Below are 14,075 nucleotides of genomic sequence, written 5' to 3'. Positions count from 1 at the left end.
TTCCAAGTATGCCAAGCAGCAAGAAGAAGTCGGACTCTCAAGGCGAAGACCGGGGGGCGCGCGAAAATTTTAGTTCGGCTACGCGCGCGAGTATCGCCAAGGCAGCGGGCGAAAAATGCTCCTTTCGTGGATGCTTGGCGCCGACAAGCACCGTTGCAGAGAAGTCGAATGGGAAGGCTGGCTCCACCGATATTGCGACGGCATCCCACATTTATGCCGCGGCACCCGGTGGCCCCCGGCCGGCGCCGCCTGGCATGTCGCCCGAACAGATCAGGGACCAGTCCAACGGCATCTGGACGTGTGGGGTCTGCGCGGGCCGCATAGACAGGAGGGAGCCGGTCCCAAGCGCCGAAGTCTTGATCGAGATGAAGCGCGTGCGTGAGACCGCGCAGAGGATGGCCGTGATGGATCCTCAACTCAGTTTCGCGTCCAGCTACATCTCGCCGCGCGAATGGGATGAGGTCTTCTGGCAGCACTTGCCTGATCTGGACCCTGAGTCCATCCGCACCAAGCTTCTTGTCCTTGCGGCAAATTCCATTCTCCGCATCACAACGGGAGGGCCCAACCAGTCGTTACCGCATTTCCCGATCACGCCCTTGACCAGGGACATCCGAGCCGGCTTCCATTGCCTGGCGAACGAGACCGGGAACGAAGCCTTCATCGCTGGCCAAGCGAGCAAAGCACCTCCTATTTCGCTGCCGCATGTCGTCGCAGACGCTTCGGCAAAGCGAAGAGCGACGCAGATCTTTCGGGCCTGGGCACTGCGATACCCGGGCAGCGCCCAAAGGGTGCTGATCCTCCACGTGAACGTACAGATTGGCGCGCGTAATCCAAAGACTGGCGAGCTCTCTTCCGCCTTCATCCAGGTCCAGGCCACAGGACAAAGCCAGAGCATGCATGCGGGCGAAACTGGCGAGCAGCTCGCGTTAAAGCTATGGGGGACTACCGGCCGCATCAACGATCTTGAATGGAAGTTGGATGTTTCCCTTGACCAAGGAAAGATTGAGTCCACGAGCACACTGCGTCGAATTCCATGGAGACTGTTTGATTCTTTCAAGGACGGCTTCCACGGTTGGCTCGAGGAGCTCGAACGCTACGAGTCCGTAGTTCGTCTGATCATGCAAGGCTGGGAGCCTGTCGGGTACGTCGATGTGAAAGCAGACTCCGACTCCTATGGAGACCAGATACATCCGGATCCCTTTGACATCGACCTACAGGTCGACCAGGCAACGCTTTCTGAGTCCCTACAGCGATGCCAAAAAATCCGCCTGGCGCTTGATCTTGAGCGGTTTTGGGGAGGCCGGATGTTCAGTTGGCGCGATGCCTACTTCGAAAAGAATCTGACACCTGAACTCATCTCGTGCGCGTCCAATGAACTGATGGACCGGCATGGGCTGCGTCCTCGAGAAGGGGTGGCCTCATTGGCGGCCCTGATCCCGGAACATGGTCGCGAAATCCACTTCAAAGTGAATCCGGGGGCGATTTACTTCGAGTACGCGCGTTCGTCTCGTCGGACGTGAATCCAAGGTTGCTAAGGATAGGGCTTCGGTAAGCAGCGAGCTGCACGGTTCTGCTAGGTCTAATCGCTTGATGACCACTCAAAAGCGAAATTCGGCTTAGGGCGCGCAGTGCCCATTCGCCCGAGCTGACCGCAGACCTTGAAGCGCTAGATTCTCAAGGTGGTCGAGCAACGATGGCCGGGATGACCGGAGCGCTCTGCAGTGCGGTCGTTCGAACCACCCGTGCTATGGAAACCCCAGCGACCGCAGTCTGGCCCAGACCACACGTTCGCTTTCGAGGCGGCAACGGCTCCAGCCGCTGCAAAGGCGCCGTCCGAACCTCCGGAAGATCTGCCGTGGCCTTCCGACCTCGGTCGTCATCAGTGACTCTCAGACGAAGGACTTGGCCTACTTGACCTCGCGACCCAGCCGATAGGTAAGCCGCTGCCCGCCGCTGCCACACGGCGGCAGATCCTCCAATCCGAAGCTCGCACCGCCCGGATCACCCGTCACCAGTGCATCCGCGCCACCTGGCGTGCGCAGGATCGCGAGCGGCGGTCCTGCCTCACCGATGTAGAAGGTCTCGAAGCGCTGCCCCGTCTGAATGCACCGCGCCACCACGGTGGCAGGCATCAGTTGCGGCAGCGACAGCCAGTTGCGCGTCTTCCGATCGGCGACACCCACCAGCAGTTGGGTCACACGCCCGGTCTCGACGTCCCGGTCCGCAGCCAGCACCACATTCATCGTGTCCATGTGCTCTCCCTGTATGGACTGACGCCTGAATATCGGCAGCACCGCCTCCCAAATCAAACACCCCTCAATGAAAATCCCGACTCGCCGTCCTCAGCTCTCCCAGCAGCGGCGTCAGATCCTCCAGGTAGCCCGCCACGATATTGCGCACCTCCCCCTCACGCTGCCAGGTCCCCTTCACCGCGAGCAGCTTGGCATTGAGCGCCACGACACGCTGGCGCTCCCAGATCTCCCGGCGCACGATGACCTGGATATCGCCGTCCTCGTCTTCCAGCGAGATGAACATCGTCCCCTTGGCCGTCTCTGGCCGCTGCTTGACGGTCACGATGCCGCAGCCCCTCACCGGTCTACCGTTGGGCAGGTCGTGCAGTTGAGATGATGACATCCAGCCCAGCGCCTGGAGCTTGTCCCTGAGCAGCGACAGCGGATGCCGGCGCAAGGTCAGCCCCAGCGAGGCGTAGTCAAAAATGATCTCCTCGCCCTCGGGCGCCGGCGGCAACTCCAGGTAGTCCTCCTGCACCGGTGCATCGCGCAGCAGCAGCGGCGTCGAGCGCTGGGCCGCCGCATCCCAGACCTGCTGCCGGCGATGCCCACTGAGGCTGGCCAGCGCATCGCCCGAGGCCAGCTGCGTCATCTGCTGCTGGTTCAGGCCGGCCCGGCGTGCCAGATCCTCGGCGTTGTCGAACACCTGCTCGGCCCTGGCCCGCATGATGGCGTTGGCGGCCTCGGCCGGCAGGCCCTTGACCAGGCGCAGCCCCAGCCGCACGGCCGTCTTGCCCTCGTGGTCCTCCAGCGTGCAGTCCGAGTCGCTGGCCATGACGTCCGGCGGCAGCACGGTCACGCCGTGGCGCTTGGCATCCTGCACCAGCTGGCTCGGCGAGTAAAAACCCAGCGGCTGGGCATTGAGCATGCCGGCCAGGAACTCGGTGGGGTGGTGGTATTTGATCCAGCAGCTCGCATAGACCAGCAGCGCAAAGCTCGCCGCATGTGATTCCGGGAACCCGTACTCGCTGAACCCCTTGATCTGGTTGAAGATGCTCTCCGCGAAGGACTTCTCGTAGCCCCGCGAGGTCATCCCGTCGACGATCTTGCTGTAGTGCTTCTGCAGCCCGCCCTTGCGCTTCCAGGCCGCCATGTCGCGCCGCAGCCGATCCGCCTCGCCGCCGCTGTAGCCGGCCGCCACCATCGCCACTTGCATCACCTGTTCTTGAAACAGCGGCACGCCCAAGGTGCGCCCCAGTGCCTCACGCAGCTCCTGGCTCGGATACACCACCGGCTCCAGCCCCTGGCGGCGCCGCAGATAAGGGTGGACCATATCGCCCTGGATCGGACCGGGCCGCACTATGGCGACCTCAATGACCAGGTCGTAGAAGCAGCGGGGTTTCATGCGCGGCAGCATCGAGCGCTGCGCCCGGCTCTCGATCTGGAACACCCCCACCGTGTCCGACCGAGAAATCATCTCGTAGGTCTTGGGGTCCTCGGCAGGGATGTCCGCCAGGCCGAAGTCATAGCCGCACTGCTGGCTCACAAAGTTCAGCGTCTTGCGGATCGCGGTGAGCATGCCCAGGCCCAGCACATCGACCTTGAGCAAGCCCAGCGCATCGATATCGTCCTTGTCCCACTCGATCACAGTGCGGTTCTCCATGCGCGCATTGGTGACCGGCACCATGCGCGTGAGTGGCCCATTGGTCAGCACAAAGCCCCCCGGATGCTGCGACAAATGACGAGGGAACCCCATCAGTTGCTGCGTCAAGTCGAGCAACTGCCGCACCGCCAGGTCGGAGGGATCCAGCCCGGACTCCAGCAGGCGTTCCACCTCGATGTCTGAGCCATCCCACCACTGCAGACTGCCGCACAGCGCATCAAGCGCCTCCAGCTCGAAGCCCAATGCCTTGCCCACATCGCGCAGCGCGCTCTTGGACCGGTAGGAGATCACGACCGCCGTCAGTGCGGCGCGGTCGCGGCCGTACTTGCTGTAGAGGTACTGGATCACCTCCTCGCGTCGCTCGTGCTCGAAGTCGATGTCAATGTCTGGCGGCTCGTTGCGCTCGCGGCTGATGAAGCGCTCGAACAGCACGCTCATGCGGGCCGGGTCGACCTCGGTCACACCGGTGCAGTAGCAGACCACCGAGTTGGCCGCGCTGCCGCGGCCCTGGCACAGGATGTGGCGCGAGCGCGCGAACTGCACGATGTCGGCCACCGTCAGGAAGTAGTGCTCGTACTGCAACTCGCCGATCAGGGCCAGCTCGTGCTCGATCTGATCGGAGACCGAGGCCGGAATGCCGGCCGGCCAGCGTCGACCCGCGCCCTCATAGGTCAGTCGCCGCAAGTAAGAGCCGGGCGTCTCGCCAACCGGCACCACTTCTGAGGGGTACTGGTAGCGCAGCTCATCCAGACTCATCTCGCAACGCTCGGCGACCTTCAGGGTCTCCGCCAGCAGGTCCGCCGGAAACGTCCGCGCCAGCCGGCCCCGGGTTCTCAGATGCCGCTCCGCATTGCGCTCCAGTGCGCGTCCGCAGGCTGTCAATGGCTGGCCCAGCCGGGTGGCGGTCAATACATCCTGCAGCGGCTTGCGGCTGCGCACATGCATATAGACATCGCCCGAGGCTACCAGCGGGATCGCGGTCAGCGCGCTGAGCTCGCGCAGACGCAGCAGCCGGATCTCGTCATCGCTGCGGCGCAGCTGATCCACCCCGATCCAGCAGCGCCCGATGAAGTAGCGCAGCAGCCAGCGCGCCATGGCCAGCAACTGCTTGGGCGTGGCATGGCGCTGCGGGCAGGCCATCACGACGCAGTCGTCCAGATCCTCTGGGCCTAGGTCGTCCAGCGCGAAGTGGTAGCTGCCCTTGGGCGAGCGCCGGCGCAGGCGCGAGATCAGGTGGCTCAGGTTGCCATAGCCCCTAAAATTCCCTGCCAGCACAACCAGGGTGAATGGGAACTCACACTGCAGCTCGAACTGACTGCCCACCAGCAGCTTGATGCCGTGCTCCTTGGCCGCCACATGGGCGCGCACCATGCCGGCCAGGCTGCATTCGTCGGTCAGCGCAATCGCTGAGTAGCCCAGCTGCTTGGCGCGCTCGATCAGCTCATGGGGCCAGCTGGCACCCTTCAGAAAACTGAAGTTGCTGACGCAACGCAGTTCGGCGTAATGAGGAAGGACAGAATGCGTGGCCATGCTGGACTCGCATCACGCGAACACCCCGTGCAGATACCAGGCGACCTCGCCGTCATCGAGCCGCTGCTGAAACACGCTGAGCACGCCGGCGGTCTCATCGGCACAGACCCAGTAGTCGCGCACCACATTGCGGGTGACGGCCTGATCGGGCACCCGGTCCCACCAGCCGCCTTCGACGCTGTCGGGGCCGACCAGCATGATCAGCGGACCCTGGTAGTGCGGCCGGTGGTCGCGCACGGCCAGCTTGAGCGGCTCCTCCAGAAGAAATGTCGGTTCGGGCAGCTCGGCCAGAGCCTGCGCCTTGCGCAGGCGCCGCTTGCTGGCCGCCTGCCAGCGCGTCATCCACTCGGGCCGGTGGTCGTCGCCCAGCGTGGGTTGCAGTACCTTGTCCGGACCGATGCGCGCGGCAATGCGTTCCAGCACCAGATACAGCGACTCACCGCCGCGCACCGTCTCGGGCAAGAGTGATGCGGTCTCCTCCTGGAGCGCCTGCACATCCAGCACCTCCAGGCGTAGCTCGCCGACCGGCGCCAGCAGCTGGGTCTTGGCCAGGTGCTCGGCCAGCAGGCGCACGAAGTGCTCCAGCTCGCGGATCGGCTCGGCCGTGCGGATCGTCAGCGCGCCGCCATCGCCGGCATCCTTGGCCCGCATCGAGTCATGCACCCAATGCAGCGTGAAGCCGGTCGCCCCCGCATGCCGGGCTGATAGCCAGCCGCACATCTGCATCAGCAAGGGCCGAGCACTCATCAGCAGGGCCGGCGCGTGGTCCTCGCGGCAGGCCAGCTCCATCCGCGCGCTGAACTGCTCGGGCAGCACGCACCAGCGGTGCGCGTCGGGCCGCAGGCCATAGGCCTGGTCCAGCGCGGCCAGCAGCGCCGCATCAAAGCGCCGGCTGATGCCGCCGCGTGGCAAGGCGCGCAGCTGACCCAAGGTGTTGATGCCGGCCCGGCTCAAGGTCTCTTGATGCACGGCTGCCGCTGTCAGGCAGACCAGGGGCAAGCTGTCCAGCACCGGCTGCAGCAGTCGCTCCCCCAGATCGGGCACCCTGGCGCGTGCCATTGCCAGTGCAGCCATGGCCGTCGGCGCCCAGGCAATCGAGATCACGCCAAGGTCCGGGGCCTCGTCACCAATCCGCTCCTTCAGGGCCTTCATGCCTTTGAACAGGCGCAGGCTGGCTTCGACCTCCATCACGAGGGCGCAGTCCTCCATCACCGCCACGCGGGGTGTGAACTGCAGGCACCAGACCGCCAGGCCCGCGAGCGCATCGTTGCGAGCCGGCGCCGCAGCGCCGCCAAGCGCCTCAGACGGCGCGTTCGGCGTGGTCCGGGATGCTGGCGACGCCGTGGGCAAGGGGGCTGGCTGCGAGGCTGGCAGAGAGGTGGAGTCGAGGATCAGGGCTGCCCACAGCATGTTGAGGCGCTTCCTTGGAGGGGATGAGTTGACTGGGCTGCATCACCCGGGGGGTGAGGACATGGACCAGCCCACCGGGGATGGAAGGGAGCATCAGGGTGCCGTCATGGGCCGGGCCTTTGCGCTTGATGATGCGGACCTTCAAGCGCCAGTCGAGGTCCGGGGAGGCCAGCAGGCGTAGCGGTGCCGGCGATGGGTCATGCTGGGCCACGATGGGCCGGCACACGAAGACCGGGCCATCGCAGGACTGGGCCAGGACCTGAAGCCGCCGCAGCTGCTCCGGCCGGGCCTGGGGCAGCCAGGTCAGGATGGCGCCCGCGGCATTGGCCTTGATCAGCTGCTCGGTGCACCACAGGCGCTCCGAGGGCGCCTGTGCCTGGATCCAGACCAGATCGGACTCCTCGATGCCCAGATGACGCAAGCCTGGCAGGTGCGGCCGCTTGGGTGGGCCGATCACGACCACGGCGGCACCGCCGGCCACTATGGATCGCAGACAGGGGCCAATCAGCCTCCACTCCAGCAGCGAGGGCTGGGCCTGCAGGACCTCGGTCAGGCCACCACATGGCCAGCCGCCGCCCGGCAGCTCGGCATCCAGCGCGGCAAAGCCGGTGCTAAGCACCTTGTTGACACCCTGGCCCAGCTCATTGCCCCGCCATACCGACTCGGCAACGTCCGCAGGCAGGCCCCGCGCCAGCGAGGGCGCGGTGTTCTGGATCGGCGGTGGCAGACTGAGCGGCGCGCACGGCAGGGGCGGCGCGTCCTCCCAGAGCGAATGGGATGACATGGAATTGGGCCGAAAGTAACTGTATGGATATACAGTATATGAGCCCGACCGCGAAGTCCAGCGTGATCGCTAAAGTCCAGCGGCCTGGTGTGATGCTTTGCCCAATCGACGGCGACCTCTAGGATCGACGTCTGTTTGCCAAGGACCCTGCATGTGCTATTCCGCTCAGGTCAGACAAGAACACCGGCGCTACATCCGGCAGTTCGGTGTGGAGATCAGCCTCAAGGACTATGTGCGGCTGTTCTGGGACCGCAATCAGGGCACGCGCAACATCAAGATTCCCAAGGCCATGGAGGCGCAGTTCGCCGATCCGCAGACGCCCGAGGAGAGCGAGATCCATGCGCTGATTGAGCAATGGCATGAGATCGAGGCGGCGCGCCTGGAGCAGGAGCTGTTCAAGCAGAAGAAGCGCTTGGCCGATGCCGAGCGCAAGCTGGCCGTCAAAGCGACCAAGGGGGCGCAAGAGGACCAGCGGATCGCGAGCACCAAGATCCCCTGGCTGCTGGGCCAGCTCAGTGACCTCAGGCGGGTCGACTCAGAGGAGCGGGACGGGCGGATCTTCCCGGGCGACTATGTGCCGGTGATGGTGGTCGAGAACGGCGTACGGGTGCTCAAGCCGATGCGCTACCAGTGTCGGCCGACAGGCGTCCCGGCCTTCTTCGATCAGAAGTACCCGGGCACCTACAACGCGCGCCGAGACAGTCTGGGCGGCTACTGGAAGAAGACCTTTGGCTACAGCCACGGCGTGATCGTGGTCAGTGCCTTCTATGAGCATGTCGAGCAGGTGAAGCCGGACGGCAGCATCGAGAAGCTGATCCTGAAATTCGAGCCCGACACCCATCAGGAGATGCTGGCGGCGGTGTTGTGGGCGCACTGGACCGATGGCAAGGAGGAGCTCGACAGCTTTGCGCTGGTGACCGATGAACCGCCGCCCGAGGTGGCGGCGGCGGGGCATGATCGCTGCATCATTCCGATCAAGCCGGAGCATCTGGACCTGTGGCTCAATCCGGATCCGAGCAAGCTCGATGAGCTGCAGGCGGTGCTGGATGATCGGGAGCGGCCGTTCTATGAGCATCGGATGGCCGCTTGATGTGAGTCGCCTTTAGGCTGATCAGAGACATTGAGCCCCTTGCCGTGAATGGCGGCGGCCGCCCAAAGCGATCATCCCGGGTCGCAGACTCGATCGACCGCTGCACCTCCAACTCCGGTCAGTGGGCCGCCGCCGTTTCGAGGCTTGCCAGCGACTCCTTGCGCCCGAGGTCATCGGCTGAACCCGATCCTGAGCGGACATCGCCGCCGTCGGATTCGATGCCAGGAAATTGTCGGTCGATGTCGACGCAAATCTCTATGCGTTGGATGGTCGGAAGCGCTGCCGCCATGCGGGTTCATCGTTGTCCAGCGTGGTCGATCTGGGGAATGCGGGAAACGGCGGAGGCGGGTGCTCGAGCCGGCTGAATACGTCGACTGTTTCGTCCGTGAGCCAGGAATGATCCTCAGACACCCGGGGAACCAAGTAGTGAAGATAGACGATGATGGTCTTCGAGTTCATCTGGAACGTGCGCAGTGTGTCTTGGTTGCGTTGCCGCCGCAGATCGGAGGCCTCATTGTGGAGCTCGGCATCCATCGCGATGTGGACGATGCCTCGGCCATGGCCGGCAATCTGCTTGTCTGCTTCCGCCAGCTTGCTGCGCACATACTTGGCCTTGCGCTCGATCGCCTTTGTCGCGATGCACTGCCAGGTCACGACAGATCCGAACCTCATCTGATCGACATATCGAGGATCTTCGGGATTGGCGGTGGCCTGTGCGGCGAGGTGATAGTTGTTCTCTGACACCACGCGTCCTGAGAGCAGCCGCGCCATCTTCGTCCCAAAGTAGAGATAGCTTTCGCGCGTGTCGCGACGTACGGCCGCCACGTTGGCGTCGCGAATTAGGCCGCTTCCAAGCTCATCCTTCCACGGATAGCCGCCAGTGAGGAGGAACGGGCTCGCCAGCGCGCGCTTCACCCGCTGGAGGAGATAGTCGACGGGAACGTCGGCCAGTTCCCTTTCGTAGGTCACATCGACATCGACAGACAGACTTTGCTGGTGCAGGAGCGGCTCGAGCTGGTGGAAGATCTCCGCGTGTCTGCGCCGCTCTTCGATCTCGTAGTCCCCCCGTTGCAGGCGCTTCAGTTCCACGAACAATTCGCTGCCCGACTCACCGCGGGACAGCCGCAGGTCAGGCGTCTTTCCTGGTCCTTCTGCGATGAATGCAACGTCAAAGCCTTCCGCAGCGTAGTTGCTGGCCATTACAAGCTCAAACAGCGCCGTGTCGGGAAGCACTTGGCTGTTACGAAGCATGCGCAGTGCCCGATCCGGTGCACCCACAACCCGTGTCAGGGCTGGCAGGTTCACACCGAGTTGCTTGAGCCAGGGAGCGACGTGGGACACCAGCGCGAAGTCATACGAACGGCGGTCATCGAGCAGAGATTTTCCCTGCGCCAGGTACGCAGCCACGATGTCCGGACCAAGATCGGACCACGAAGGATCCTTGCCGCGGGTAGCGTCATTGGCCGTGACTTCGCGGTAGCGCTGTTGCGCGACACTCAACCGGGCAAAGAAGGCGGCAGCGTCACCATATGAGGTGGCCAGCCAAACGAGCGCGGCGGCGATGTCGGAATCCTTCTCGACCCCACCACCGATGGGGACGTAGGGACGTTGCGTCGGTGGCGTGATACGCGATGCCATCAATAGCACGCCCAGTGAGCCGGCTCGGTCAGCGGCACGAAGCGGACCTCGTTGACGTCGATGCCCATGCTGTCCATGCCAGCTTCGACTTCCTCCGGAGATTCATGGAAGCTCACCTGCCATTGGACTTCGACATTGCCCAGATGCCGGCACAGCTCCAGAAGATAAGGGAGATCGACGCTCGACAGTGAGTGCCCCATGATGAAGACCTTCTTGATGCCCGACAGGCTTTGGAAGAAAGCCTTATGCGACTCGATAACGCGCGCCGTTGGCTTGAACGTCTCGGTGAAGTAGCGATCCACGATTTCGTTGCCGCCCATGACACGGACATCGGCCGACTCGGGATCGATGCCGTAATTGAACGAGTCGGCCGCGGTGCGCGCCCAGCCGTGCCCAAGCACCAGTTGGTCATTCGCGTGCGCAGCCGCACCATGGATGTGAATCACGCTTGCGTCGGGAATGCCGTACACACGCTGCAGCGTTTCGGTGTAGTTGAAGGTGAGGTAGCGCGCATCCCGGCGCAGCTGGAGCAGCTTGCCGATCAGCAGCGTTGGCGAGGGAATGACGAGCTGACGCACCCATTCGCTGAACCGACGCCGCAGCGTAGACGAGATCGCGGCAACCACCCGGTCCAACTCGTACTCGTAGTCGTGGTGTCCCGCGTCGCTCCAATCGTCGGCGCCATAGGAGGGCAGGTGCGCCGCGGCCTCGTCGAGAAGCGAGTCGGTATCGAGGTGTGCAAGCTGTGCCTCGAACTGCCACCAGAAGTCGTCGTCGACAGAAAAGTAGCGCTCCAATTGATCGTAGGTGTCGGGGTCGACTTCCTTCAGGTACCGGCCGAACGCCGCGTATGAGGACTGGACCCCATGGTGTAGGTCGAATCCATTGCCGACGATGTAAAGGATCTGTTCGCCAAGTGTCGCCAGTGAAGCATGGCCGCTCCCTCCCGGTTCTAGTCGCTGTTGCGCCATCTCATCTCCTCCGTAGTATTCAAATTTCATGCTGCCCTCCATCACATCGACGTGCCACGAAGCAGTCGAGTGCAGTCGGCTGGTTCTGGCCGGGATGGCACAGTCTGCCGCTGTGCCAGGAAGCTGCCGCCAAGGGCGAGGGTCAGCTCAGATCACATGCGCCGTATTTTCAATGCCAGCCAGAAGCAATCAAGCGGTCCCTAGTAGCAACGCAGCAGGCCATGGGCAGGCTGTGTCGATTCAGGGGTCGATAGCCTTGTGGAGCGCGTTAGCGTCCAGACCACTGTTGGCACAATTGCGGCATGAACGACGACCGCTTCCACTACCCGCCCGACGTTTTCAACCTGCTGGTTGACACGATCCCGCTGCTTTGCAAGGGCAAGGACGACGTGATTCTGTTCTTGCGCGGGGCCGGCGTCCCTACCGATGATCTTGCGGAAATGGCAGCCAAGGTGCGGACGGATCGCAACTCCGTGAGCAAGTTCGCCATCGTGCGCAACGTACTGGAGAAGTTGAACAAACGCGGTGACGCTGGTCTTGGCCCGCGCCGCGAGGTGATCAAGCGTGTGGTGGAGTTCGAGCACTTCTCGATGTGCTGGGAGAACGACGTGCACAAGGCGAAGGCCAACGTCGGGGACCTCGCGCGCATAGTGAATCACCGAGATTCGTTCACCCGCATGAACCAGCAGCGCGAAGCTGCGCAGGCCGAGGTCGCAGCTAAGGCTCGCACAGAACGTGAAGCTGCAGCCGAGAAACGCCGCAAGATCGAGGATGTGCGCGACCGGCTAAACGCACTGTTCGGCATGGACAGCGAGCCACAGAAGCGCGGCAAGCTGCTGGAAGGCGTGCTAAACGATCTCTTCCGCGCGCACGGCATCCTGGTGCGGGAAGACTTCAAGCGGCAGGACCCAACTGGTTCGGTTGTGGTCGAGCAGATCGATGGTGTTGTTGAGTTCGAGGGCCACATCTACCTTGTCGAGATGAAGTGGCTGAAGGACCCGGTCGGTGTGCCCGAGCTTGGCTCGCACATGATGCGGCTGTTTGCCCGTGATGGCGTGCGCGGTATCTTCATCTCGAATTCCGACTTCGCAGCATCTGCAATTGCAGAGTGCGTCACCCATTCGACGGCAAGGACTATGGCGCTATGCACATTGCGCGAGATCGTGATGCTGCTTATCAACGAGCGCGATCTAGTCAAGCTACTAAGAGACAAGGTGCGTGCCGCGATCCTTGACAAGAAGCCGTTTGTCGAAGTCCTGGGCTGATGAATTTTCCGACACCACGTTGCTGATCTTCTTTCCACAACGCCTAGGACGGCAAGGGCTACCACGTCCATCACATCGGTGGCGTGTGCTTCGACCAGGTCGACATTTACGAAATAGAGGCGGCGCGAGCCTCGTAGTGAAAGTCCTACGGCTGCAGTACTTTATAGAGCCGCCATTCGAGCCAGCGGCTGTCGCCGGGCCCAACGACTGCTTGGTGTCGGGTAGCGTGAGTCCGTCCAGCGGCTGTCACTGACAGGTCCCGCTGCTCCACCGTCATTCCGGCGGATGCGAGCTACCAACCGCAGCACCGAAGTGGCTGGTCAGCCGGCCGCCACGGATGCGGCTGATAGCCCCGCCCCACGCCCTGCCTTCTCGGCGTTCCGTGCCTACTTCGGCACCAACTCAAGCCGGCCCGCATGCTCTAGCACCGCCAAGCCGTGCAACTTTGCCACCGCCTGCGCAAAGCCCGCGTTGTCGCCCGTCCTGAACTGACCGCTGACCCGCAGATCCGCCACGCTGGCGTCCACCGAGATCGGCGTCGCGCTGTAGCGGTTCATCTCGGCCAGCGCCTCCTGCAGTGACACGTGGTCGAAGACAGCTTCGCCGCGCTTCCAGGCCAACACCTGGTCCAGGCGAGGCCGGTCATGCTCGGGCGCGGTTGCTGATGGGGCCGATGTGGCGCTGTCGCCTTGACTGCGGCGGACCCGGATACGGTCCCCTGCCGCCATCACGATGGGCGGCGCCATCGCCGGGGCGGCGGTTGTTCCACCGGCCCCATGCACGACAACCTGCCCCTCGACCAGCGTCACATCGAGCGCTTCACGCTCGCCTGCGCATGAAGGCATGAGCCGCACCACGAAGGCCGTCCCGGTGGCGGTGACTTCCGTGCCGGCGGCCTGCACGACAAAAGGCCGGCTCGCATCCTTGGCGACTTCGAAGAACGCCTCTCCGCCTTCCACCTGCACGCGGCGCTGGGTCTGGTCGAGTTCCACCTTCACCCGGGTCGAGGTGTTCAGCGACACCCGGGTGCCATCCTTCAGGATCACCAGGCGCTGCTCGCCGATACCGGTGTCGTAGCTGTCGATGTCGCGCCAGGGCTGGCCGACCAGCACACCGACCACGAGGACTATCGATGTGACCGTCAGGGCGAGCGCCCAGGGGCGCGGCCAGCCCCATCCCCTGGTGCCGGCATTCACGGGGCTGGCGCCCTGCCGTTCCCCACCTTGGCCCTCAGGCCTGCTGGCCGCCGCAGCCCGGGCCACGGCGGCCCGGTCCACACCCGCCGCCTCCATCCACAGATCCGTCCCGCGCTCGAAGGCCAGCCGGTGTGCGGGCGAGCGCGCCTGCCAGGCGCGGCACTCGCGTTCCATGTGGTTGGATCGATCCGGCCCATGCAGCCGGGCGATCCAGACGGCCGCCTCAGCCGCAATCTCTCGCGTCACGACGGGCTCGGTCCCCTGCCCTTCGTTTCGCTCGTCGCCCTGCCCGTCCCG

Annotated in this window: 10 protein-coding genes; 3 read left to right on the top strand and 7 right to left on the bottom strand. The window is 63.9% G+C overall.

The annotated features are described in order from the left end of the window. Positions 1 to 356 precede the first annotated feature (356 nt). Positions 357 to 1,520, top strand: coding sequence for a hypothetical protein (locus OOZ63_RS26515; RefSeq protein ID WP_266008680.1), 1,164 nt, complete (start codon positions 357 to 359; stop codon positions 1,518 to 1,520). A 387-nt stretch (positions 1,521 to 1,907) separates the two neighbouring features. On the opposite strand, the gene OOZ63_RS26510 is transcribed toward OOZ63_RS26515, so the two are convergent. From OOZ63_RS26510 to imuA, 4 genes are all read right to left on the bottom strand, one after another. Beyond that, the gene (locus tag OOZ63_RS26510) at positions 1,908 to 2,252 is read right to left on the bottom strand and encodes a hypothetical protein (protein ID WP_266008678.1); all 345 of its coding nucleotides are present in this window, start codon (positions 2,250 to 2,252) and stop codon (positions 1,908 to 1,910) included. 64 nt (positions 2,253 to 2,316) lie between these two features. Then, a complete protein-coding gene (locus OOZ63_RS26505; protein ID WP_266008677.1) occupies positions 2,317 to 5,424 on the bottom strand; it encodes an error-prone DNA polymerase in 3,108 nt (1,035 codons plus the stop codon). 12 nt (positions 5,425 to 5,436) lie between these two features. Next, on the bottom strand, positions 5,437 to 6,774 hold the full coding sequence (locus tag OOZ63_RS26500) for a Y-family DNA polymerase (protein WP_266008675.1): 1,338 nt from the start codon (positions 6,772 to 6,774) through the stop codon (positions 5,437 to 5,439). After that, positions 6,725 to 7,618 (bottom strand): translesion DNA synthesis-associated protein ImuA, encoded by an 894-nt coding sequence (gene imuA / locus OOZ63_RS26495; protein ID WP_266008674.1) that lies wholly within the window; start codon positions 7,616 to 7,618, stop codon positions 6,725 to 6,727. Before imuA ends, OOZ63_RS26500 begins: the two co-directional genes overlap by 50 nt. 151 nt (positions 7,619 to 7,769) lie before the next feature. Between imuA and OOZ63_RS26490 the strand changes: the two genes are divergently transcribed. Then, complete coding sequence (locus OOZ63_RS26490) at positions 7,770 to 8,708, top strand: SOS response-associated peptidase family protein (protein WP_266008673.1); 939 nt, start codon at positions 7,770 to 7,772, stop codon at positions 8,706 to 8,708. 255 nt (positions 8,709 to 8,963) lie between these two features. On the opposite strand, the gene OOZ63_RS26485 is transcribed toward OOZ63_RS26490, so the two are convergent. Both OOZ63_RS26485 and OOZ63_RS26480 read right to left on the bottom strand, forming a co-directional pair. Continuing rightward, positions 8,964 to 10,346 (bottom strand): hypothetical protein, encoded by a 1,383-nt coding sequence (locus OOZ63_RS26485; RefSeq protein ID WP_266008672.1) that lies wholly within the window; start codon positions 10,344 to 10,346, stop codon positions 8,964 to 8,966. After that, positions 10,346 to 11,347: a bacteriophage abortive infection AbiH family protein gene (locus tag OOZ63_RS26480; protein WP_266008671.1), complete on the bottom strand. Its 1,002-nt coding sequence runs from the start codon at positions 11,345 to 11,347 to the stop codon at positions 10,346 to 10,348. Before OOZ63_RS26480 ends, OOZ63_RS26485 begins: the two co-directional genes overlap by 1 nt. 272 nt (positions 11,348 to 11,619) lie before the next feature. Between OOZ63_RS26480 and OOZ63_RS26475 the strand changes: the two genes are divergently transcribed. After that, entirely contained in the window at positions 11,620 to 12,582 is a 963-nt protein-coding gene (locus OOZ63_RS26475; protein WP_266008670.1) for a restriction endonuclease, read from the top strand. A 386-nt stretch (positions 12,583 to 12,968) separates the two neighbouring features. On the opposite strand, the gene OOZ63_RS26470 is transcribed toward OOZ63_RS26475, so the two are convergent. Continuing rightward, positions 12,969 to 14,024, bottom strand: a complete 1,056-nt coding sequence (locus OOZ63_RS26470) for a FecR family protein (RefSeq protein WP_266008669.1) — start codon at positions 14,022 to 14,024, stop codon at positions 12,969 to 12,971. Positions 14,025 to 14,075 lie beyond the last annotated feature (51 nt).

The organism is Paucibacter sp. PLA-PC-4 (assembly GCF_026241155.1).
Taxonomy (GTDB): domain Bacteria; phylum Pseudomonadota; class Gammaproteobacteria; order Burkholderiales; family Burkholderiaceae_C; genus Roseateles_E.
This window is presented reverse-complemented; position numbering and strand designations above follow the sequence as displayed.